This window comes from Mycetocola sp., assembly GCF_046716805.1.
Taxonomy (GTDB): domain Bacteria; phylum Actinomycetota; class Actinomycetes; order Actinomycetales; family Microbacteriaceae; genus Mycetocola_A.
Genome location: NZ_JBKJWH010000022.1, coordinates 1 through 22,283, shown reverse-complemented (window position 1 = coordinate 22,283; position 22,283 = coordinate 1). Strand labels below are relative to the sequence as shown.

Genomic DNA, 22,283 nt, shown 5'->3' with positions numbered 1-22,283 from the left:
CCGGCGCGCGAGGTCGCGCATGTCTCGGTAATCGCCGCCGCGTTCCCGCTCGGCCACGATCTGCTCGGCCTTGCGCACCCCGATCGACGTGACCGCGGCGAGGCCGAGCCGCACCGCGTAATGCCCGTCGCGACGGTGGGTTCCGGGGTCGAACGGTGCTGACCGGTCGAAGGCTTGAACCGGGGGCTGGGAAGAGTCGAGGCAGGCGTCGAAGTTTGTGGAGCCCGATACGCTCGCTCCGCAACCGGCTGCTGAGCCTGTCGAGGTGCGATCAACGAGTAGCGGCTCAAGGCCCGCCTCCACCCCGGAGAGCAGGATGTCCGGGCGCCGCGTCTCGACGCCGTGCCGCGTGGCATCCGCGACGAGGGACTGCGGCGAGTAGAAACCCATCGGCTGCGCCCGGAGCAGGGCCGCCAAAAACGCCGCAGGGTAGTGCAGCCGCATCCACGCGCTGGCGTAGACGAGCAGGGCGAAGCTGATCGAGTGGCTCTCGGCGAAACCGAAGTTCGCGAAGGCCTGAATCTTCATGTAAATGGTGTCGGCGTCCTCGCCGGTGATCCCGTTGGTGGCCATTCCCTCATAGAGCTTCGCCTTGAGCGACTCGATCTTCTCCTGCCCGCGTTTGGAGCCCATCGCCCGGCGCAGCAGGTCGGCGTCCTCACCGGTGCAGCCGCCGACCACCATGGCCATCTGCATGAGCTGCTCCTGGAACAGCGGAACCCCGAGGGTGCGCTTGAGCACCGGTTCGAGGTCCGGGTGCAGGTAGGTAACGGGTTCTCCCCCGGTGCGCCGCCGGATGTACGGGTGCACAGCGCCGCCCTGGATCGGTCCGGGCCGGACCATCGCGATCTGGATCACCAGGTCGTAGAAGCGTCGCGGTTGCAACCGGGGCAGCATGCCCATCTGCGCCCGGCTCTCGACCTGGAACACCCCGACGGTGTCAGCGCGGCAGAGCTGGTCGTAGACCGCTTGCTCTTCTTTCGGCATCGACTGCAGGTCCCACCGCTCACCACAGTGCTCATCCGCGAGGTCGAAGGAGTACTGCAGGGCGGCGAGCATGCCGAGCCCGAGCAGGTCGAACTTGACGAGGCCCATCCAGGCGCAGTCGTCCTTGTCCCACTGCAGCACCGTCCTCCCGTCCATCCGTGCGTGTTCGATCGGGCAGACTTCGCCGACGGGCCGATCGGTGAGCACCATCCCGCCGGAGTGGATGCCGAGGTGCCGTGGAAAGGTCAGCACCTGCTGGGCGAGGTCCACCACCGGTTCGGGGATGTCATGGTCGTCACTCGAGGTGACCGCACCCCAGCGCTCCACCTGCTTCGACCAGGCATCCTGCTGCCCAGGGCTGTGGCCGAGCGCCTTGGCCATGTCGCGCACGGCGAACTTGGGCCGGTAGGTGATGACGTTCGCCACCTGTGCGGCGTTGAACCGGCCGTATTTCTCGTAGACGTGCTGGATCACCTCTTCACGACGGTCGGAGTCGAAGTCGACGTCGATGTCGGGCTCCTCGTCGCGCATGCTCGAGAGAAACCGTTCGAACGGCAGGCCGTAGGCGATCGAGTCGACAGCGGTGATGTCGAGCAGGTAGCAGACCGCCGAGTTGGCCGCCGAGCCGCGACCCTGGCAAAGGATGCCGCGGCTGCGGGCGAACTGGACGATCTCGTGCACGATGAGGAAATAGCCGGGGAAGTCCTTCTGCTCGATCACGTCGAGTTCACGTTCGATCCGTTCGGTGACCGATCGGTCGGCGCCCGGGTAACGTCTCGCGGCACCCTGCCAGGTGAGTTCCCGCAGCCAGCTCATCGGCGTATGGCCGTCAGGTACCTCCTGGAGCGGCAGACCCGGCTTCACGCTGCGCAACCGGAACGCCAGCTCGTCGGCGATCTCGACGGTGCGCGCGACGGCACCAGGGTAGCGGGCGAATCGGTGGGCCATCTCGGCGCCGCTTCGCAGGTGCGCCCCTCCGGATGCCGGCAGCCAGCCGTCGAGATCGTCAAGGCTTCTCCGTGCCCGCACCGCGGCGAGCGCCGAGGCGAGCGGATGCTGCGCCGGCGTCGCATAGTGCGCCCCGGTCGTGGCGACGATCGGCAACCCGAGTTCCGCGGCTACGGCCGCGAGGGTGTCATTGGAGGTGGTGTCCTCCGGGTTGCCGTGATCGAAGAGTTCGACGACGACGTTGCTGTCACCGAACAGCCGGACGAGCTCGGTGAGTTCCCGCCGCGCGCCTCGAGCACCCTCGGCGGCGAGCGCTGTGCGTACCGCGCCTTTGCGGCATCCGCTCAGCACCAGCCAGGTACCGTCTGCAGCGGAAGCGAGGTCGGCGATGTCGTAGCAGGGTTTGCCCTTCTCGGCCCCTGCGGCAAGGTGCGCGGCGGTGATCGCCCCGGCGAGCCGGTGGTAGCCCTCCTCCCGCCTGGCGAGGACGACGAGGTGGGTGCCTTCTGGGTCGGCCTCGCCGTTCTGCGGTTTGCTGAGGCCGAGCGACAGTTCGGCGCCGAAGATGGTGCGGAGGCCGGGGTGCGCTTCGGCCGCCTCGGCCAGCCGGACGATGCCGTACAACCCGTCATGGTCGGTGAGGGCAAGGCCGTCGAGGCCCAGCCGCGCCGCCTCCTCGACGAGCTTCTCCGGCGACGAGGCGCCGTCGAGGAAGCTGAAGTTGGAATGGGCGTGCAGTTCGACGTACGGCACAGCCTCGTCGACGGGCTCAGGTGTCGCCTCGGGAACATAGGCCAGCCGCTTCCGTGACCAGGCCGGGCTGTCACCACCGTCAGCGCCAGGGGGAGGCGAGCCCGGGCGGCTGGCGTCCGAGAGGGCGCGTTCGAACTCGGACCACGGCACAGGCGGGTTATGCCAGCCCATGGGTACACCTTCTCTCGTACTCAGTCATAGCGGGCCTCCGCCCACCAGCCGGAGTCGTCGAGCACGAGGAGCCAGGCTCCCCCGCTTTCATCGATGAGCTGGAACCGGTTCAGCCGCCGGCCGCCGGCATCCCACCAGCGTTCGGTGACCGGCCACGGACCTGCCCATGCCGCGACCGCACCGGGTCTGCCACCGGGTTCCGCGAACTGCACAGGGACCGCGGAGAGCTGCCCCCGTTCGTCAACGGCGACGTCCGCACCGCTCGCACCGGAGACGACGACCCGTTGGCGTTCAGGGAACACGGTCGCCGGCGGTGGGCCAGGCAACCGGCCAGGCCACGGCAGCGCCTGCGATGCGCGAACGGATGCTTCCCCTCCGGGTGGCAGGTCACCCCACGGCACGAGCACCCGGCGGTCAGACGGTTGCCTGCCCCCGGAGATACGGGCGGTGAGCACCCCGGTGTGACCGACCATGCTCTGCACCCGGGAGAGACCGGAGTGGATGCGCTCATCGGTCGCACCCCCGTACAGTCCGGCTTCGTGGTTGCCGGTCGGGTCGACGCTCTCCGGTTCCACCCGGAGTTTCGCGATGGCGCTGTTGAGGCCGCTTTCGGCGAGGCCTGCCCCCTGTACCTGCCAGCGCACCCGGTCGAGCACGTCGCCGGCGGTGAAGAACCGCGGGTGCAACCAGGTGCGGAAGCGGGAGTCCCCGCTCTCGGTGGACACCTCGATCCGGATGGCTGTGGCTACGAGCGATGCCGCCTGCAACCGGGCCACGAACTCCTCGGCGGCAGTGCGGAACGCGAAGGCGACCTGGTCGACCCGGTCGAGCGGCGGCTCGAATTCGACGACGCTCGAGTGGTCGGCCGGTGGCACCCGGGCGTCGACATCGCTCGGGTCGAATCCGGAGGCGAGCCGGTGGGCGAGCACTCCGTCTGGCCCGAAGCGGTCGCGGACCTGCGTGTCGTCGAGCGCCGCGAAGCTGCCGAGAGTGTGGATGCCGAGCCGCCGAAGCAGGGTGGCCAGTTCGGGGCGGTCGAGCAGTTCGACACCGAACGGGGCGAGGAACTCCGGCGAACTTCCGACGGGAACGATGCGGATGTTCTCCGCACCGCTCGACGAGTGCAGCTTCGCGGCCTGCTCAGCGGCGAACGGGCCGTCGGCGATTCCTACCTGCGCCCCGGTGACGCCGACACCGGCGAGAGTGTTGAGCAGGGCCTCGGCGGCCTCTCGTTCTCCGCCGTAGTACCGGCTCGGCCCTCTTGCCCGCATCACGCAGGTCCCGGGGCGGGAGAGTTGCACGCCTGGCACGATCTGCTCGACGGCGGCGACGACCGGTTCGAACACCCGGTGGTCGAGCACCGGGTCGTACGGAACCACGAGAAGACCGGTGCAGCGGGACTGGGCTTCCCGCACGCGAAGACCACGACGGACCCCTTCGCTGCGGGCCGCCGCCGAGCAGGCGAACACCTCACCCCGCTCGATCAGCGCGAGCGGGGTGTCCGGTGCGAGGCGGAGTTCGGCAACCGCAGCGTTGGTCGGCCAGTCCGGACACCAGAGGAGGAGAGTCCGCACAGGCAAGCCGGTCATGAGACGGCCGCCTTGTCGTATCGCTCGGGGTTGACGGGCACAGGCACACCGGCCAGCCCGGCCGACCGGATGACCTGTTCGGTGTCCGGGAGCCACAGCTGCTTGCGCCGCGGTTTGCCGGTGAGGGTGCGGCCGGTGACCGACACGGTCACCCGGCGGGCGGCCAGATAGCCGTGACCGTCGCCGAGTCCCATCCACCGGTCATCGGACACCCGCAGGGTCGCCTCACTCTGCGGCCACTCCCCGAGGGCGATGAGGGTGGAGCCCCGCTGGCGCAGCCGGGACCCGAGCCGCGCCACCTCGGCGGCGGAGAGCGAAGCCGGCGGCCGGGCGAGCACCACGGTGACGACGTCGGCGAGGGCAGCGGTGACCTGCAACCACTGCTGCCCCGGTTCGGGCACGAGCACGAGCCGGTCAAGGTCGATGCCTGCCGCTGCCGCTGCTTCGACACCGAGCGCGGGCAGGCCGACGACACCGCACCAGGCCCCGGCCGCGCTGGGCCCCGCAAGGAGGGCGAGAGCGAGACTTGTCGATTCGTGCACCGAATAGGCGGCGCCGGCGCGGAGCACCCCACCCGGCAACAGTTGGGCGATTCCTGGTGCTGTCGGCAGCCCGTGCGAATCTATCCGGGTGCGTTGCATCCCCCGGATGCGCGCCTGCAACTCGGCGACCTGGCTCGCCGCTGCCGCACCCGGCGCACCGGTGAAAACCGGTGGTAGAGGAGAAGCGACGGACAGGGACATGCGTTAATCGTCGAACACATGTTCGATTAAGTCAATCGGGTGATTCAGCCCGGGAGAGTCGTTCCCACGGGAACGAAACCTGCGCGCTAGAAGTAGGTCACATGGATAGAGCTGCGGAGAATCCCAACCTGGAACGGCGACAGATAATCGCCCACCGGACTCGTCGCGACCATCAGATCGTTCGGCGACGCGTTGGCATGGCCCAAAAGTCCTAGTGCATGGCCCAGTTCGTGCACGATGATGCGCTCGTTGTAAAACCCGTTCGGCACCCCCGTCACTGGCTGGCTGTCCGCGACCGTCGGCGGGAACGGAGTCAGCGGAATCCGTGCCATTCCTGGATTGCGGGGATCCGCAACAACCTCAGGCACCACGAAGTCCCGCTCGACCGCGACCCAGTCGGTGAATGGTCCCCCCGACGCGCCCACGACGTTACCCGGTCCGTCATACCCGACCTCCCGGATCACGTAGATGACGATCGGTTGGCCGAGCCCGAGAAGGGAGGAGAGGTTGGCTTCGAACATCTTCACGGTGTTCAACTGGTGCCACGCGCCCTTCAACCACGCCTCATCAAGGATGAGGTCGACTTCTGTCCCCAGCCGCAGCGCGTTCTCCGGCGGGTTGCGGATCGGCTCATGAAACGACGTGTGGAGGCGAATCCGGGCTCGGGCAAAAAGAATGCGAGCTGCGGCGTCCAGGGTCGGTTCGAGGTTGGCGCGATTGGCCAGAGGGCTGTTGCCGACGCAGAGTGGAACAACAACCACCCGGAGATGCTTGGTTATGCGGACACCGATGAGCCCCAGGAGTCCGTCAACAAGGCCGACGAGATAGCTGACAACCGAATTCACCGCACGGATGACGAACCTGATGATGAAGCCGATGATCGGTATCGCCAGGATGACGTTGAGAATTGCGGCAACAACATTGACCAGAACAGTGACCACCTCGCAAACGACGCGGATGATCTTCACCCAGATCGTGACGATAACTTTCACGATGAAGGTAACCAGGGAGCAGAACCAGCTCAGCGGCCACGGCCATTTCTTGCAGCGCTGCTCCTGTTTGCGAACCTCCTCAACGACGTTCTGCTCGATCCATTCCTCAACGTCTCGGCAGACCTGCACAGGTCCTCCCGTCTGATCGCCGCGCACCCGCTGGCCCCGTCCGGCACCTTTCGCTCCACCCGGCTGGGCGCTACAGTACTTTTCTCAGATGGTGAGAACAAGGGCTTGATATGGATCAGGGAACGCCGAGCGCGAAGCCGTGTGGATGCGTGGAGAGTGCGGTGGCGGCAACCGTCGCGCTCATAGGCTGGCCGGTCTGGGCGGTTCTCACCCAGGAGGTTGGCTTCGAGCAGTTGTTACCCATTGCCGTCGCCTATCCCGTCGTCGTGGTCGGAGCGGGTGTCATCGGCAAGCTGTTCGGCATGTATCGACCGCGGACTGGTCCTGATGACCACCGCGACGACGATGTGACGTCATCCGTGCGCTGACGCGCCGTCCGACGAATGACCCTCGTGATCCCGTGGGGGCTACGACGGGGCACGACGCGCGAAAACGAACGGCGCACCGGTGTCATACTGAAATCCATCGCGAATCGGCAGACATGCCTCGAAAGCAGACGAATGTCCGACAGGACCAGCACCCCCGGAACTGCCCTCTCTGCCGACCCTGCACGGATCACCTGGCTCGAGGACGGCTCGCCCCGCTCAGCCCTCTGGCGCTCCGAAAGCGGCTGGCCGGCCCCGGCCACCGTTCTGCTCGGCGACGACGACCTGACCGCCGAGAAGGCGTTCCGGCTCGCGTCGGCGGGAACCGCCATCCTCTGGACCGGAGACTTCCACAACGCCCGGCAGCTTCTCAGCGCAATGGGCAGGCGCCTGGCAGACTCTTCCCGGCCGAAGAACGACAACATCACCGCGGCGTTCCACCGCTCACGGGAAGGCGCGCTTCGCCGGGCGACGATCCTCGGGATGCTTCTCGTCCCGCTCTCCGCTGACGGCACCATTCCCCTCCGCCGTTCCCCCGACATCCGCCTCGCCGCCTCGCACGCCTGGGGTGCTGTCGACGAAGTATCCGTCCTCTCGCTGCGCGAGCTGCTCGGCGTGATCGGCGCCGAGGAATGGCGAACGACAGGGGTCCCGGTGCCTGCGCTCGGTGCCCGAATCCACCCGCATTACGGCGTCTTCTCCCCCGTCCGCGGCGAATACCTCGACCTCGTCGCCACCGCGCCTCTCCCCCACGATGCCACCACCGCTTTCGACATCGGCACAGGCACGGGAGTGCTGTCTGCGATCCTTGCCTCCCGCGGCATCCGGTCGATCACCGCCACCGACATGGACTCGCGAGCGATCGCCTGCGCACGGGAGAATCTCGCCGCCCTGGGTTTCGCGGATGCTGTCACCGTGGTCCAGGCGAACCTGTTCCCCGAGGGCCGCGCCGACATCGTCGCCTGCAACCCGCCGTGGATTCCGGCGGTTCCGAAGACCGCAACGGATTTCGCCGTCTATGACGAGGGCGGGCGGATGCTTGCCGGCTTCCTCTCAGGGCTGGCCGAGCACCTGACCCCGAACGGCGAGGGCTGGCTCGTGATCTCCGACATCGCTGAACGGCTCGGGCTTCGCTCCCGCGGCGACCTGCTCGACGCCATCGACGATGCGGGGCTCACGGTGATCGCGCGAATGGACACCCGGCCGACGCACGCTCGGGCAACCGACGTCACCGACCCGCTGTACGCCGCCCGGGCCGCCGAGGTCACCTCGCTCTGGCGCCTGGCAGCGGAGCCCGCCGCTTAGACCGGCGCGAAGCCGTCGGCGCGTACGCCCCAACGGGCTTCCCAGGTTTCTCCCGGCGCGAGCCATCTCAGACCCTGGCCCGAGTTGAAGGCATCCGTCGGCGCCGTCATCGGTTCGATCGCGACGGCCTTCGACTGGCCGGGGTACAGCTCGGTCGTGAACACCTGCCAGTACGCGAAGTTCTCGTCACCCCAGACCGTAACCGTGCGCCCGTCCGGGGCCGAGACGGAGTGCTCGGAGACCCCGTCTCGCATCACGGCGCCGCCGAACCCGTCGTCGATTGTGAGCCCCCCGAGCAGCACTCCCTCGCGGAGGTCGTAGCTGGTGCCGTCGACGGGAACCTCAGCCGTCGGCAGCGAGCGCTCGTCGGCCTCGAAGTGGGTGGTGACGTTCACGGTGACCGTGAGCTCCTCGGGTTCCACGTCGCCGATGGTGAAGAAGGGGTGGGCGCCGATCGCGACCGGCGCCGCGGCATCCGACTGGTTCGTGATGGCGTGGGTGACCTCGATCCCCGCATCGACGAGCCGGTAGGTGACCGCAGTGTCGAGGAGGAACGGGTAGCCGTGCTGGGGGAAAACCTTGGCTTCGAGCCGCAGCGTCGACTCGGTGCGGGCGGCGACGGAGTACGGACTGTTGCGAAGCAGACCGTGGATGGCGTTGTTCTTCGCCGGCTCAGTGATGTCGAGCTGTTGGATCTTGCCATCGAGGTTCCAGCGCGCATCCCTGACGCGGTTCGGCCAGGGCATCAGGACGATACCGCTGCCGAATGGGCGCTGCCGGCCGGCGTCATAGGGCGGCACGATGTCGATCCCGCGCACACTCAACCGGCGGATGCCTGCAGCCACCTGCGTGATCGTCGCCGAGACCACACCGCCTGACGACGTCTCCAGGCTGAGGTCGAATTGTTCGCCGGTGGCTGAGTTCATGGGTAACTGGGCTCCTTGAGGACACTTTCCTCCCCGAGCGTAGTACCTCGGCAGGCCGCGGGCGACGGCTAGCCAGAAAGCGGCGTGAGGGGAAGAATCAGCAGAATTCAACCACTCTCAAGGAGGAGAGCATGACTTCAGTAGCACGCATCACCACCATCAGCGCCCGCTCCGAGACCAGCTTCGAGGACGCGGTCGCCGTCGGCGTCGCCCGAGCCAGCGAAACGCTGCGCCATGTCTCAGGCGCGTGGGTCAAGGACCAGAAGGTCGAAGTGCAGGGCGGCAAGATCGTCGAATGGCAGGTCGCCCTCGAGGTGACGTTCGTCCTCGAGTGAGAATCAGGCGGTGAGGACCTCGACGCCGGCAGCCGACAGATCGGCGACCAGCGCGGGGTCCGCCCCGTCACTCGTGAGGATCAGGTCGACCCGGTCGAGCGAAGCGATCGTGCCGAGGCTCACCCGGCCGAGTTTCGACGCATCCGCGACGACGACCACCCGCTTTGCTGCCGCGACCATGAGCTGTTTCACCTCTGCCTCCGGCAGGTTCACGTTCGTGACGCCGTGGGCGACGTCGACGCCGTTGCAGCCGAGAATGGCCACGTCGGCGTGCACCTGGTCGAGCACGGCACGGGCGAGCGGCTGCACGAGCGAATGCTGGAGCGGCCGAAGCGCGCCCCCGGTGACGATGACGGTGAACCGCGGGATCTCCGACTCCAGTTCGAGCGCGATGTGGAGTCCGTTGGTGATGACCACGAGATCCTCGAGATCGGTGCGCTCCTTGAGCGCTTGCGCCACGGCGAGTGTCGTCGTCCCCACGTCGAGCAGGATGCTTTGACCCGAGCTCACGAGTGAGGCGGCAAGCCTGCCGATCGCCTGCTTGTCGTGGGCGGATGCCTCAAGCGACTCCTCGAAACTGGATTCACGGTCGCGGGCATCGCGCGGCACGGCGCCCCCGTGGACCCGGCGGATGCTTTCGCCGTCCAGGGCGGCCAGGTCACTGCGAACGGTGACCTCACTCACCCCGAAAAGGGTGGACAATTCGGCGACCCGGACGAAACCACGCCGACCGACGAGTTCCGCCATCCGCTCGCGCCGAACGATGGCGGGCATGGCTTCATCACCCTCGGGAGCAGACTGCACAGTCATAGGCCCATCTTCAGTTACTTTCGGAACCTTGTCAATAATGAAAGCTTGGCCCTAGAATCGGTTGCGTATTCGAAACCGTTGGGAAGGCGTAATCCTCGATGTCCACCATCACTTCGCAGTCGGATGTGCTCGCCGACGGGCGCGAGATTATCTACTTCGACGACGCCGACTCGTTGCTGGGCGAGAAGCGCTCCGCCGATTCCCGGGAGCTTCCCGGCCGTCCGCCGACGGCGTCGATGCGCCAGGACCCGCTCAGCGGCGAGTGGATCTCCATCGCGTCCGCCCGCCAGAGCCGTGCGTTCCTGCCGCCGGCCCACCTCGACCCGCTCGCTCCGCAGACCCTGACGAACCCGTCGGAGGTTCCCAGCAACTACGACGTGGCGGTGTTCGAGAACCGTTCCCCGTCCTTCGGACCCCTGCTCGAGGACGACAACGCCCCGCGCGGGCTCGACGACCTCGCCGAGGTCGGGATCGGCCGCACCCGCACGTCCGTCGGCCGGTGCGAGGTCGTCTGCTTCAGCCCTGAGCACGAGGGATCCTTCGGATCGCTCAGCCGCTCCCGTGCCCGGACCGTCATCGAGGCGTGGGCCTCCCGCACGGCGGCCCTCTCGGCGCTGCCGGGCATCGAGCAGGTTTTCCCGTTCGAGAACCGGGGGGTCGAGATCGGCGTGACGCTGCTGCATCCGCACGGCCAGATCTATGCCTACCCGTACGTCACCCCCCGCAGCCAGCGGCTGCTGGCATCCGTCGACGATTACGGGCCGACTCTGTTCGCCGACATCCTCGCGAGCGAGCAGGCCGGCGATCGCGTGGTCCTCCAGGGCGAGCACTGGACGGCGTTCGTACCGTTCGCGGCGCGTTGGCCGGTCGAAGTGCACATGCTTCCCCACCGTCATGTGCCCGACTTTGCGGGGACCACCGACGAGGAGCGGAACGAACTGGCGGTGCTGTACCTGCGCCTCCTCCGCGGCGTCGACGCGCTGTACGAGACCCAGACCCCGTACATCGCCGCGTGGCACCAGGCGCCGATATCGGTCGGTCGCGACGACATCCGCCTGATGCTGCAGCTGACGTCGCCGCGTCGAGCGTCGGACAAACTGAAATACCTGGCCGGATCCGAAGCCGCCATGGGGGCATGGATCGGAGATATCCCGCCGGAACAGACCGCAGCACGGGTGCGCGAAGCGATCACTCGCGCAGACAAGGAGAACCCCGTATGAGCCAGCTGAGCACCCGGGTGCGGGCCGGATTCGAGGAGCGGTTCCAGCGGGAGCCCTTCGGCGTGTGGCGGGCGCCCGGCCGGGTCAACCTCATCGGTGAGCACACCGACTACAACGACGGTTTCGTCTTCCCGTTCGCCATCGACCGGTCGACGGTCGTTGCCCTTGCCCCGCGCGAGGATCGCATCATCCAGATCACCACCGCACACAGCGAGGACGTCGTACGGATCGCGCTGGACGACGTGTCTCCGGATGCCGTCTCCGGCTGGTCGGCGTACCCACTCGGCGTCGTCTGGGCACTCGGCAAGTTCGGCGCCGACCTCTCAGCCGTTTCCGGCTTCGACGCCCACATCGACTCCGACGTTCCCATCGGTGCCGGCCTGTCATCGTCGGCGGCGATCGAGTGCGCCGTTGCTGTGGCACTCACCGAGGTCTGGAAGCTGGGGCTCGATCGCGAGACTCTCGCCCGCGTCGGGCAGCTCGCCGAGAACAAGGCCGTCGGTGCGCCGACCGGCATCATGGACCAGTCGGCATCACTGCTCGGGCGGAAGGATGCGGCGGTGTTCCTCGACTGCCGCAGTCTGGACGCCGAGGTGATCCCGCTCGGTTTCGAGCCGGCCGGCCTCGTCCTTCTGGTGATCAACACCCATGTGTCGCACTCGCACGCCACCGGCGGCTACGCCGACCGACGGCGGTCGTGCGAGCGAGGCGCCCGCGAGATGGGCGTCTCGTCACTGCGCGAACTCGATGTCGACGACCTCGCTCGTGCCGCTGTCGTGCTCGACGCCGAAACCCTCAAGCGGGTGCGCCATGTGATCACCGAGAATCAGCGCGTGCTGGACACTGTGCGGTTGCTGCGGCTGGAAGGCCCTGAGGCGATCGGTGATTTGCTCACGGCCTCGCACGCATCCATGAGGGATGACTTCGAGATCTCGGTGCCAGAACTCGATGTCGCTGTGGACAGCGCGCTCAGCGCTGGGGCCGTCGGGGCCCGGATGACCGGCGGAGGTTTCGGGGGTGCTGCCATCGCGCTCGTGCGCACGGCGGAGCTGCAGGAGGTCTCGGATGCGGTTCTGGCCGCCTTCGCGAGCCGCGGCTTCGAGCAGCCGGAGCTCTTCACGGTGACCGCAGCCGATGGGGCGTCCAGGGCCGACTAGGGGCTTCGACTCAAGAGAACGAGGGGGACCACCCCGGATGTTCAGCAGGGAGACGGCACACAGCCGCCCTCAGGCCGACGCTCAACAGGAGAAATCGCTCCGATGCGACGCCCAACAGGAGAAATTGGCCGTCTGAGCACGCCCGCTCCTGCTGAGCGTGCGTCACCACGGGGGAACTCAGCCGGGGACGACCGCGGTCGGTGTCCCGCCCGTGAGGCGCACGAGTTCGTCGAACGTCGTCGGGAACACGGTGTGCGGATGCCCAGCGGCAGCCCACACCTCCGGGTATTCGGCGAGTGCCGAGTCGACGAACGTGCGAACCGGCGACGGATGCCCGACCGGTGCCACTCCCCCGATGACCTGACCGGTTGCGGCTCGCACCGTCGCGGCATCCGCCCGCTTGAGCGTGCCGCCGAGTTGCCCGCCGAGCCAGCCGGTGTCCACCCGATGCGCTCCTGAGGTGAGAACGAGCACCGGTTCACCGTCGATGGTGAAGATGAGCGAGTTCGCGATTGCGCCCACCTCCACACCGAGCGCCTCGGCCGCATCGGCGGCCGTCGGGGTGGGGTCGTCGAACCAGCGCACGTCGCCGCCGACCCCGCCCGCGCGGAGCTCTGACAGAACACGGTCAACGGTGGGATGGGTCGACGCGTTCTCACTCATGACCGAAGCCTACCGGCCACCCGCTGCCAGGACATCTGACGGAGACGGTGACCGGTGCCTGCCGCCTATCTCCGAAACAGTTGCCGCCGTATCTAAGTTCTGGCACTATCTAGATATGACGTCCGAACAGTTGCCGCCCGATGTCGTTCGGGCGGCTTTGCCGATCGCCGTGATGGCGCTCCTCGCGCGACAGCCGGCACACGGGTATGCCCTTCTCGCGCGCCTCCAGGAACTCGGGTTCACCCGAACGCAGGGGGGAGCCCTCTATCCGCTCCTCAAACGATTCGAAGACGCGGGACTCGTAACCCACGAGTGGCTGCACGACGGGGCCGGTCCCGGACGCAAGGAGTTCGCGCTCACGCCGTCGGGGCATTCCGAGCTCACCTCGACTTCGGCCGCGTGGAATCGGGTCACCGACATCCTCACCAATCTGATCACCGCACCGGGAAAGACGAGCATATGACGTACGAACAGAAATTGACTTTTCAACTGCGCCTTCGAGGGCAGACCGACGCCGAGATCGCCGAGATCCTTCGGGAGGTGCGAGCGCATCCGCTGGCCGACGCTGAGTCTGCTGAGTCGGTGTTCGGCAGTCCCGAAGGCTACGCGGAAAACTTCGAGAAGAAAAAGCGGCGCACACGGGGTTCCGCAATCGTGGCGGTGGCCGTCGTCATCGCCGTGGCCTTCTTCGTCGGCTATATCACCATTGGCCTCATCCTGAGAAACGAGAGCGGGCCAGGCATCAGCGATTTCATCCCGACCTGGGCGGTATCGGGAGGCTCGGTCGTGTTCGTCGGAATCGCCACCCTCACGGGCTTCCTCGTCGACTACCTTCGCCCGGTCACCCCGAAGGTCGGCCAAGAGCCCGCATGAAGAGGTCAGCGCAGGCGATAACGCAGCAGTGGCTCAGAAATCACTGATCTTCGAGCCACTACTGCTGTTTCGTTCGCTGCAACTACGGGTTCAGGCGCTCCGCCGTGTCCACGACGTTGGTGAGCAGCTGCACCCGGGTCATTGGGCCGATCCCGCCGGGATTCGGTGAGATCCACGCCGCCACCTCCGCTGCGGCCGGGTCGACGTCGCCGACGACGCGGCTCTTGCCGGACTCCGGGTCGGTCTCACGGCTCACACCGACATCGAGAACGATGGCACCCGGTTTCACAGCGGATGCTTTCACGATGCCGGGAACACCGGCCGCAGCGACGATGACGTCGGCGGTGCGCAGCAGGTCGTCGAGGCCGACGGTTCCGGTGTGGGTCAGGGTGACCGTCGCGTTGAACTCGCGCCGGGTCAGCAGAGGGCCGATCGCCCGTCCGACGGTGACCCCGCGCCCGACCACGACGACATGCTTGCCGGCGAGCTCGATCCCGTGCCTCTGCATGAGCTCGATCGCCCCGCGCGGCGTGCACGGCAGCGGCGTCGAGATGGGCCGGTTGACATTGAGTATCAGTCGCCCGAGGTTCGTCGGGTGCAACCCGTCGGCGTCCTTTTCCGGGTCGACCCGCTCGAGGATCGCGTCCGTGTCGAGGTGCGCGGGCAACGGCAGCTGCACGATGTAACCCGTGCAGGCGTCGTCGGCGTTGAGCTCGTCGAGCACCGCCTCGAGTTCCTCCTGGCTGATCGTGGCCGGCAGGTCGCGCCGGATCGATTCGATACCGACCTCGGCACAGTCACGGTGCTTGCCGGCGACGTACCACTGTGAGCCGGGGTCGTTCCCGACGAGAACCGTGCCGAGTCCGGGGACGATTCCACGTTCGCGGAGCGCGGTGACGCGCTCCTTCAGTTCCGATTTGATGACGGATGCGACGGCTTTGCCGTCGAGGATTCGTGCGGTCATCGAGATTACTGCGCGAGGCCCGGGTACAGCGGGAACGCGTCGGTGAGCGTCTTCACCCGCGTGCGCAGCGCCGGGATGTCAGCGCCGGGCTGAAGCGCTGTCGCGATGATGTCGGCGACCTCGGTGAACTCGGCGTCGTCGAATCCGCGGGTGGCGAGTGCCGGGGTGCCGATACGGAGACCTGAGGTGACCATCGGCGGGCGAGGGTCGAACGGCACAGAGTTGCGGTTGACGGTGATGCCGACCTCGTGGAGCGCGTCCTCGGCCTGCTGGCCGTTGACCTCGGAGTTGCGGAGGTCGGCGAGCACGAGGTGGACGTCGGTTCCGCCGGTGAGCACGTCGACACCGGCGGCGCGGGAGTCGTCGGCGGTGAGACGCTCGGCAAGCAGGCGGGCTCCCCGCAGGGTGCGCTCCTGGCGGTCGGTGAACTCGGGCTGCGCGGCGAGGAGGAACGCGGTCGCCTTGGCGGCGATGACGTGCATGAGCGGCCCGCCCTGCTGGCCGGGGAAGACGTTGGAGTTGAGCTTCTTGGCGAGGTCCATGTCACGGCTGAGGATGAAGCCGGAGCGGGGGCCGGCGAGCGTCTTGTGCACGGTCGACGAGACGACGTCGGCGAATGGCACCGGTGACGGGTGCAGGCCGGCCGCGACGAGACCGGCAAAGTGAGCCATGTCGACCCAGAGCTTGGCTCCGACCTCGTCGGCGATCGCGCGGAACGCGGCGAAGTCGAGCTGACGCGGGTACGCGGACCAGCCGGCGATGATCACCTGCGGCTTGTGCTCGAGCGCCTTCTCGCGGACGACGTTCATGTCGACGAGGAAGGTCTTGGGGTCGACACCGTACGAGACCGCGTTGTAGAGCTTGCCGGAGAAGTTGAGTTTCATGCCGTGAGTGAGGTGGCCGCCGTGGGCGAGTTCGAGACCGAGGATCGTGTCACCGGGGGTCGCGATGGCGGAGAGAACCGCGGCGTTGGCGGTCGCGCCTGAGTGCGGCTGAACGTTGGCGTACGCGGCGCCGAACAGGCTCTTCGCCCGCTCGATGGCGAGAGACTCAGCCACGTCGACGTACTCGCAGCCGCCGTAGTAGCGGCGGCCGGGGTATCCCTCGGCGTACTTGTTGGTGAGCACGCTGCCCTGGGACTGAAGCACAGCGACCGGGACGAAGTTCTCGCTCGCGATCATCTCGAGGTAGTCGCGCTGGCGCCCGAGTTCCTGCTCGAGAACGGCGGCGATTTCGGGATCGACCTCGGAAAGTGGGGCGTTGAACGTTGACGACAAAACTGGCTCCTTAAGACAGCGGCGGACAAGAGGTAATCCGTATCGGCCCAGGCGTCCGGCCGAATCCGTGTCAGTCGCTCCCCGATGGTGACCATCCAAACCACCGACCCGGAAATCCTTTGATCAAGAGTCGGTCGTTTTTACGCCAGTTACGACAGACCGATCATAGCAGCGGTCGGGATTCGGTCCACCTCCGCTGCCCCCTCTCCACTTGGGCGCCGGCGCGTGCTTTGATGGTGGCTTGGACCGACCGAGAGAAGCCCGAATGGCAACGCCGATTCTTCCCCTGCCCACCGAGTTGCAGGTCGACGCGAGCGCTGCGCCGTTCGTCCTCCTGGTCTCCTCCCGGATTCTGGCGACGGATGCCGCCGCATCCGTCGCGGGGTATCTCGCACGCATCCTGCGACCATCGACCGGGTACCCGCTGCCGGTGGTGAGCCCGGTGAACGGCCAGATCGCCGGACCCGCCGACATCGCGCTCCACCTCGACCTCGCCGATGTTCTCGAGCTCGGCGGCGAGGGCTACCGGCTCGAGACGTCTGCGGCCGGCGCGACGATCACCGCGGCGTCCCCCGCCGGCCTGTTCTACGGCATCCAGTCGCTGCGCCAGTTGTTCCCGGCAAGCGTCGAGAAGCGCTCGGTGCAGAGCGCCCCGTGGCAGGCCGTCGCCGCCACCATCACGGACCGGCCCCGCTTCGCCTGGCGCGGCGCGATGCTCGACGTCGCCAGGCACTTCTTCGACGTGGCGGCTGTGACGCGGTTCGTCGACGGAATCGTCCTGTTCAAGATCAACGTGCTCCACCTGCACCTCACCGATGACCAGGGCTGGCGCATCACGATCGCCGGCCGGCCAGAGCTGACCGGCATCGGCGCATCGACCGCCGTCGGTGGCGGCCGGGGCGGTTTCTACACGGAGGAGGACTACGCACACATCGTGGCGTACGCGGCCGAGCGGTTCGTCACCGTCGTGCCTGAGATCGACGTGCCCGGCCACACCAACGCGGCTCTGAGCGCGTACCCGGAGATCAACGCCGACCGCACGGCGCGGGAACCGTACACCGGCATCGACGTCGGCTTCTCCAGCCTCGACGTCCACGCGGATGCCACGTGGCAGTTCCTCGACGATGTGTTCGGGTCGGTCGCTGCGCAGACCCCGGGCCCGTACCTGCACATCGGCGGGGACGAGTCCCTCGCTACACCGACCGAACAATTCCCCGGTTTCATCGCCCGCGCCACCGCGCTCGTCGCCGCGCACGGCAAGACACCGATCGCCTGGCATGAAGCCGGCCGCTCGAAGGACCTCGCGCCGGGGACGATCGGGCAGTACTGGGGATACGTCACCCCCCAGGCCACCGCCGACGAGCTTGCCGCGTCGTTCGTCGAGCAGGGCGGATCACTCATCCTCTCCCCTGCGGATGTCGCCTACCTCGACATCACCTATGACGAGACGACCCCGATCGGGCAGGCCTGGGCCGGCGGTCCGACGAGCGTGCGGGCGGCGTACGAATGGGAGCCGGCCGAGATCCTGCCCCACGTGGCCGAGGAGAAGATTCTCGGCGTTGAAGCGCCGCTCTGGACCGAGACCGTCGCCTCCACCTCCGACATCGACTACCTGGTCTTCCCCCGACTCACCGCGGTCGCCGAAATCGCCTGGTCAGCCCGGGCCGGGACGGATGGGCGCGACTGGGACGGTTTCGCCGACCGGCTCGACGCCTGGTACCCCCGCTTCCGGGCGCTCGGCATCGGTGCGTACCGGGAGGGCGAGCCGTATCCGAGTGGGCGTTCTAGCGATTCAGGGGGAAGTCTGTAATGCTCGGACCTGATTGGCTTCGCTGATCCACTCACTCTCTCGAATTCCCAAAGGCCGGATGGCCGACAACGGCAGGAGCAGAACCGATGACCGCACCCGGCGCCTGGATGGACGAAGAGCTCCGAAGCCAGCCAGAGGTGTGGGCGCGTGCCGCCGCGCTGACGGCCGAGCGGGCGGTTCTCCCCTCGGCGGGGCAGCGCGTCGCCGTGATCGGCTGCGGAACGTCCTGGTTCATGGCTCAGTCCTACGCCGCGCTCCGAGAGAGCGCGGGTCTGGGGCAAACCGACGCGTTCGCGGCATCCGAAGCGTTCCTCGACCGCGGCTACGACGCCGTCGTCGCGATCACCCGCTCGGGTACCACGTCCGAGGTACTCGAACTCCTCACCGACGTGAAGGGCACCGTTCGCACGGTCGGCATCGTCGGCGACCTGGCCAGCCCGCTCGTCGACCTCGCCGACGACATCGTCGGCCTGCCGTTCGCCGACGAAAAAAGCGTCGTGCAGACCCGCTTCGCCACCACGGCTCTGACGTTCCTCCGCGCCTCGACCGGTGCGGACGTCTCGGGATCGATCCGGGATGCCGAGAAAGCGCTCGCGGAAGACCTGGACGACGACGTGATCTCCGCAGAACAGGTCACCTTCCTCGGCCGCGGCTGGACGGTAGGACTCGCCCACGAAGCTGCTCTGAAGATGCGCGAGTCCTGCCAGGCGTGGACCGAGTCGTACCCGGCCATGGAATACCGGCACGGGCCCCTCGCGATCGCCGCGCCCGGCCGGGCCGTGTGGATGTTCGGGGATGCTCCGACCGGTCTCTCCGGGCAGGTCTCCCAAACGGGTGCGCGATTCGAGGACTCAACCCTCGACCCGCTCGCCGACCTCGTACGCGCCCACCGCGTCGCGCTGGAGCGTTCCCTGCGCGCCGGCCTCAACCCCGACGTCCCGCGCAACCTGACCCGCTCGGTCATCCTCGACGCATGACGGCCAGCCGGATCCTGGGCTCGGGTCCCGCCGTGCTCGCCTTCGACGTCGGCGGCACGGACACCAAAGCGGGCCTCTTCGACGAGGAGGGCTCGCTTCGCGAGGTCGTGCGGGTACCGACGCCGTACAGCACCGACGGCAGCGGGGATGCCGTGCTCACGCAACTCTCCGTCCTCACGAACCGGTTCGCCGCGCGGCATCCGGACATCGTTCCCCGCGCGGCCGGGCTCATCGTTCCAGGCCTCGTCGATGACGACGCTGGAGTGGGCGTGTACGCCGAGAACCTGGGCTGGCGGAACGTGCCGTTCCGGGACGCCGCGAGCTCGACCCTCGGCCTCCCTGTCGCGTTCACCCACGACGTCCGTGCCGCCGGGACCGCCGAATACCGCCTCGGCGCTGCCGGGCGTTTCGGCAATGTGATGGTGGTCGTCATCGGAACCGGAATCGCCAGTGCGATCTTCCTCGACGGCAAGCCGTATTCAGCATCCGGATTCGCCGGCGAGATCGGCCATGCCGTGGTCGACGTCGGCGGGGTGCCGTGCGCGTGCGGCGGAAACGGCTGTCTCGAGGCGATCGCTTCCGCCGGGGCCATCGCCCGGCTGTACAACCGCAACGCGGCCTCGCCCGTCGCCGGCGCCCGGGAGGTGCTTGAACTGGCCCGGTCAGGCAACCGGGCGGCGGCATCCGTCTGGAACACCGCAACCGATGCTCTCGGCCTCGCCCTCTCCCAGGCCGTTGCCCTGCTCGCTCCCGAGGCAATCGTGCTCGGCGGCGGGCTCGCGCAGGCCGGGAATGCCCTCTTCGCTCCGGTGGAGGAGCGCATGAACTCCCTGCTCACCTTCCACCGCCGCCCGGTGCTGCTGCCGGCGACCGTTGGCGAGAACGCCGGACTGGTCGGCGCCGCCCTCGGTGCGCGCCAGCGCCTCACCGAGGTGACCGCGTGATCCTCACGGTGACGCCGAACCCGGCACTCGACAGCACCATCACTCTCGACCATCTCGATGTCGGTGAAAGCCACCGGGTTCCGCCGGCGGTGACGCGGGCGGGAGGCAAGGGCATCAACGTCGCGCGGGTGTTGCTGCAAAAGGGCTTCGACACGCTCGCCGTCGCCCCGGTCGGCGAAGAGGACTTTCGCGAATTCAAGCACGACCTCGGCGCCATCCCGTCCCTCCTCCTGCCCGTGCCTGGCCGGGCCCGCCGTTCGACCGCGATCGTCGAGCAGGGCTCTGGACGAACGACCGTGCTCAACGAATCCGGCAGGACGGTCCCCGCGAACACCTGGGAACGGGTCGCGGATGCCGTCCGCTCGCGACTTCCGCACACCGGCTGCCTGGTCGTCTCCGGCAGCATTCCCCCGGGTGCGCCCGAGTCGCTGGTCTCCGACCTGCTCGCTCTCGCCCGGGAGGCCGGGATCCCGACCATCGCCGACGCGTCCGGCGCCCACCTGTTGAGCGCCGCGGCAGCCGGGGCAACCCTCCTCAAACCGAATCGGCGGGAACTGGCCGAAGCCACCGGCGACCGTGATCCGCTGGCCGGCGCCCGGGCGCTGCAGGCCGCCGGGGCCGGTCTGGTCCTCGTTTCGCTCGGCGAGGACGGCATGATGGCCGTGCCCAGGGAGGGCCCCGTCTTGCGTGCCCGGCTTGATGTCGTGTTCGCCGGCAACCCGACGGGCGCCGGCGACGCCAGCGTTGCGGCAGCGGCATCCCTGCTCGCGGCCGGGATGTGGGACGTCCGCGTCCTGCTCTCCCGCGCCACCGCGTGGGGCGCTGCGGCCGTTCTCGAGCCCCAGGCCGGCAGCGTCCATCCGGATTGCGACGAACTCGAGCAGCGGCTCATCATCAGCGAAGACCCGATCTGAGCGAGGACGCAATGCCCCGAACCCCCACCGGCGATCTCGTCCGGAACGCCGCCGCTCGCGGCACCGGCATCGGCGCGTTCACTGCGCGTCGCACGCGATGACCGATCCCCGCCGGTACCTGGCCGCCGGTCGCACCAGGCTGACCGATGCAGCCGAACGGCTGCTCATTCTTTTCGCCACGGCCGCAGCGTGACTCGCGACTGCGGCGCTCCAGGTCGGTCCGGCGCTTTCACTCCGAGCCGTATCGACGTTATCGTGGCGACGTGACCCTTCCTTCGCCTGCCTCCCCCGATCTGGTCATCCACAACGCGTGTGTTCTCAGCGGGGGAAAGCAATCCGACGACGGCTACGTCGCCTTCGCCGGGGGAACAGTCTCCGCGACGGGCACCGGCGATGGCTGGCTGGGCCTGAAACCGATCGAATCCTTCGACGCCGCAGGCGCTCTGCTCGTTCCGGGTTTCATCGACATCCATGGGCACGGCGGCGGCGGATGCTCCTTCGACAGCGACGCGGACGGCATCCGCACCGCCCTCGCCGTGCACCGGGCCCACGGCACCACGCGATCTGTGCTGTCACTCGTCACCGGTTCGATCGACGACCTTGTCGAACGGGTGGCGCTCGTCGCCGGGCTCGCCGAAAAGGACCCGACGATCCTCGGTTCGCATCTCGAAGGTCCGTTCCTCGACGTCGGCCACAAAGGTGCGCACGACCCGGCTTTGCTGTGCGACCCGGACCCGGTGGTCATCGAACGGCTTCTCACGGCGGCTCGCGGCACTCTCCGCCAGGTCACCCTCGCCCCCGAGCTCCCCGGCGGGATGGATGCCATCCGGCAGTTCACCTCCGCAGGGGTCGCCGTCGCCATCGGCCACACCGACACGGATTTCGACGGCGCCCGATCAGCGTTCGACGCGGGTGCGAGCATCCTGACCCACGCCTTCAACGCGATGAACGGCATCCACCATCGCAACCCGGGCCCGGTCGCTGCCGCTGCGGCGGCCTCGACTGTCACCCTCGAGATCATCAACGACGGTGTCCATGTGCACCCCGACGTCGTCCGCATCGCGTTCGTTGCGGCCCCCGGGCGCATCGCCCTCGTGACGGATGCCATGGCGGCAGCCGGGTCCACGGACGGCACCTACCAGCTCGGCTCGTTGAGCGTCGATGTGGTTGACGGGGTGGCCAGGCTCGCCGGCGGCGGCTCGATCGCCGGGTCGACGCTCACCCAGGACGACGCGCTGCGCCGGGCGGTCATCGAGGTCGGGATCCCGCTCCCACAGGCTGTGGCGGCCGTCACCGAGACGCCGGCGAGAGCGATCGGTCGCGACGGCGACCTCGGGCGGCTGGACGTCGGTTTCGCCGCAGACGCGGTGCTGCTCGACGACTCGTACACGGTGACGGCGGTCTGGGCCGATGGAGTACGGCTGCGCTAAC

General features: G+C 68.0%; 21 protein-coding genes and 1 riboswitch. Of the genes, 12 read left to right on the top strand and 9 right to left on the bottom strand.

Translation table 11 applies throughout. The features are described from left to right. From ACLQ62_RS01900 to ACLQ62_RS01885, 4 genes are all read right to left on the bottom strand, one after another. Window positions 1-2,859 (bottom strand): error-prone DNA polymerase (locus ACLQ62_RS01900; protein WP_411719968.1); only part of this gene is annotated, 2,859 nt, incomplete at its 3' end. 20 nt (window positions 2,860-2,879) lie between these two features. After that, on the bottom strand, window positions 2,880-4,448 hold the full coding sequence (locus ACLQ62_RS01895) for a DNA polymerase Y family protein (RefSeq protein ID WP_411719967.1): 1,569 nt from the start codon (window positions 4,446-4,448) through the stop codon (window positions 2,880-2,882). Then, window positions 4,445-5,191, bottom strand: coding sequence for a hypothetical protein (locus ACLQ62_RS01890; RefSeq protein ID WP_411719966.1), 747 nt, complete (start codon window positions 5,189-5,191; stop codon window positions 4,445-4,447). Before ACLQ62_RS01890 ends, ACLQ62_RS01895 begins: the two co-directional genes overlap by 4 nt. An 86-nt stretch (window positions 5,192-5,277) precedes the next feature. Further along, window positions 5,278-6,339 carry a hypothetical protein gene (locus tag ACLQ62_RS01885; protein WP_411719965.1) on the bottom strand — a complete coding sequence of 354 codons (1,062 nt, stop codon included), beginning with the start codon at window positions 6,337-6,339 and terminating at the stop codon, window positions 5,278-5,280. 134 nt (window positions 6,340-6,473) lie between these two features. Here ACLQ62_RS01885 and ACLQ62_RS01880 point away from each other — a divergent pair, with 134 nt between their 5' ends. Both ACLQ62_RS01880 and ACLQ62_RS01875 read left to right on the top strand, forming a co-directional pair. Continuing rightward, window positions 6,474-6,680: a hypothetical protein gene (locus tag ACLQ62_RS01880; protein WP_411719964.1), complete on the top strand. Its 207-nt coding sequence runs from the start codon at window positions 6,474-6,476 to the stop codon at window positions 6,678-6,680. Window positions 6,681-6,812: 132 nt separating this feature from the next. Then, window positions 6,813-7,982 (top strand): methyltransferase, encoded by a 1,170-nt coding sequence (locus tag ACLQ62_RS01875; protein WP_411719963.1) that lies wholly within the window; start codon window positions 6,813-6,815, stop codon window positions 7,980-7,982. Here the strand turns inward: ACLQ62_RS01875 and ACLQ62_RS01870 are convergent. Beyond that, window positions 7,979-8,908, bottom strand: coding sequence for an aldose 1-epimerase family protein (locus ACLQ62_RS01870; protein WP_411719962.1), 930 nt, complete (start codon window positions 8,906-8,908; stop codon window positions 7,979-7,981). The genes ACLQ62_RS01875 and ACLQ62_RS01870 overlap by 4 nt on opposite strands. 131 nt (window positions 8,909-9,039) lie before the next feature. Between ACLQ62_RS01870 and ACLQ62_RS01865 the strand changes: the two genes are divergently transcribed. Continuing rightward, window positions 9,040-9,243, top strand: coding sequence for a dodecin family protein (locus ACLQ62_RS01865; protein WP_411719961.1), 204 nt, complete (start codon window positions 9,040-9,042; stop codon window positions 9,241-9,243). A 3-nt stretch (window positions 9,244-9,246) separates the two neighbouring features. Here ACLQ62_RS01865 and ACLQ62_RS01860 read toward each other — a convergent pair whose 3' ends face one another. Beyond that, a complete protein-coding gene (locus ACLQ62_RS01860) occupies window positions 9,247-10,053 on the bottom strand; it encodes a DeoR/GlpR family DNA-binding transcription regulator (RefSeq protein WP_411719960.1) in 807 nt (268 codons plus the stop codon). Window positions 10,054-10,151: 98 nt separating this feature from the next. Between ACLQ62_RS01860 and galT the strand changes: the two genes are divergently transcribed. Together galT and galK are read left to right on the top strand one after the other, a co-directional pair. After that, window positions 10,152-11,273 carry a galactose-1-phosphate uridylyltransferase gene (galT, locus tag ACLQ62_RS01855; protein ID WP_411719959.1) on the top strand — a complete coding sequence of 374 codons (1,122 nt, stop codon included), beginning with the start codon at window positions 10,152-10,154 and terminating at the stop codon, window positions 11,271-11,273. Continuing rightward, window positions 11,270-12,430: a galactokinase gene (gene galK, locus ACLQ62_RS01850; protein WP_411719957.1), complete on the top strand. Its 1,161-nt coding sequence runs from the start codon at window positions 11,270-11,272 to the stop codon at window positions 12,428-12,430. Before galT ends, galK begins: the two co-directional genes overlap by 4 nt. A gap of 177 nt (window positions 12,431-12,607) precedes the next feature. On the opposite strand, the gene ACLQ62_RS01845 is transcribed toward galK, so the two are convergent. Further along, window positions 12,608-13,093 (bottom strand): YbaK/EbsC family protein, encoded by a 486-nt coding sequence (locus tag ACLQ62_RS01845; RefSeq protein ID WP_411719956.1) that lies wholly within the window; start codon window positions 13,091-13,093, stop codon window positions 12,608-12,610. Window positions 13,094-13,208: 115 nt separating this feature from the next. Between ACLQ62_RS01845 and ACLQ62_RS01840 the strand changes: the two genes are divergently transcribed. Then, window positions 13,209-13,556: a PadR family transcriptional regulator gene (locus ACLQ62_RS01840; protein WP_411719955.1), complete on the top strand. Its 348-nt coding sequence runs from the start codon at window positions 13,209-13,211 to the stop codon at window positions 13,554-13,556. Further along, window positions 13,553-13,966 carry a hypothetical protein gene (locus tag ACLQ62_RS01835; RefSeq protein WP_411719954.1) on the top strand — a complete coding sequence of 138 codons (414 nt, stop codon included), beginning with the start codon at window positions 13,553-13,555 and terminating at the stop codon, window positions 13,964-13,966. Before ACLQ62_RS01840 ends, ACLQ62_RS01835 begins: the two co-directional genes overlap by 4 nt. Before the next feature lie 82 nt (window positions 13,967-14,048). Here ACLQ62_RS01835 and ACLQ62_RS01830 read toward each other — a convergent pair whose 3' ends face one another. Together ACLQ62_RS01830 and glyA are read right to left on the bottom strand one after the other, a co-directional pair. After that, entirely contained in the window at window positions 14,049-14,930 is an 882-nt protein-coding gene (locus ACLQ62_RS01830) for a bifunctional methylenetetrahydrofolate dehydrogenase/methenyltetrahydrofolate cyclohydrolase (RefSeq protein ID WP_411719953.1), read from the bottom strand. 5 nt (window positions 14,931-14,935) lie between these two features. After that, window positions 14,936-16,207: a serine hydroxymethyltransferase gene (gene glyA, locus ACLQ62_RS01825; RefSeq protein ID WP_411719952.1), complete on the bottom strand. Its 1,272-nt coding sequence runs from the start codon at window positions 16,205-16,207 to the stop codon at window positions 14,936-14,938. Window positions 16,208-16,245: 38 nt separating this feature from the next. Then, window positions 16,246-16,370, bottom strand: a riboswitch (ZMP/ZTP riboswitch). 102 nt (window positions 16,371-16,472) lie between these two features. Between glyA and ACLQ62_RS01820 the strand changes: the two genes are divergently transcribed. The 5 genes from ACLQ62_RS01820 (at window position 16,473) to nagA (ending at window position 22,282) form a co-directional block, all read left to right on the top strand. Continuing rightward, window positions 16,473-18,017, top strand: coding sequence for a beta-N-acetylhexosaminidase (locus ACLQ62_RS01820; protein WP_411719951.1), 1,545 nt, complete (start codon window positions 16,473-16,475; stop codon window positions 18,015-18,017). A gap of 86 nt (window positions 18,018-18,103) precedes the next feature. Continuing rightward, the gene (locus ACLQ62_RS01815) at window positions 18,104-18,994 is read left to right on the top strand and encodes an SIS domain-containing protein (RefSeq protein ID WP_411719950.1); all 891 of its coding nucleotides are present in this window, start codon (window positions 18,104-18,106) and stop codon (window positions 18,992-18,994) included. Then, window positions 18,991-19,938: an ROK family protein gene (locus tag ACLQ62_RS01810; RefSeq protein WP_411719949.1), complete on the top strand. Its 948-nt coding sequence runs from the start codon at window positions 18,991-18,993 to the stop codon at window positions 19,936-19,938. The genes ACLQ62_RS01815 and ACLQ62_RS01810 overlap by 4 nt, the downstream gene beginning before the upstream one ends. Next, window positions 19,935-20,852, top strand: coding sequence for a 1-phosphofructokinase family hexose kinase (locus ACLQ62_RS01805; protein WP_411719948.1), 918 nt, complete (start codon window positions 19,935-19,937; stop codon window positions 20,850-20,852). Before ACLQ62_RS01810 ends, ACLQ62_RS01805 begins: the two co-directional genes overlap by 4 nt. A gap of 263 nt (window positions 20,853-21,115) precedes the next feature. Then, a complete protein-coding gene (nagA, locus tag ACLQ62_RS01800; RefSeq protein WP_411719947.1) occupies window positions 21,116-22,282 on the top strand; it encodes an N-acetylglucosamine-6-phosphate deacetylase in 1,167 nt (388 codons plus the stop codon). Window position 22,283 lies beyond the last annotated feature (1 nt).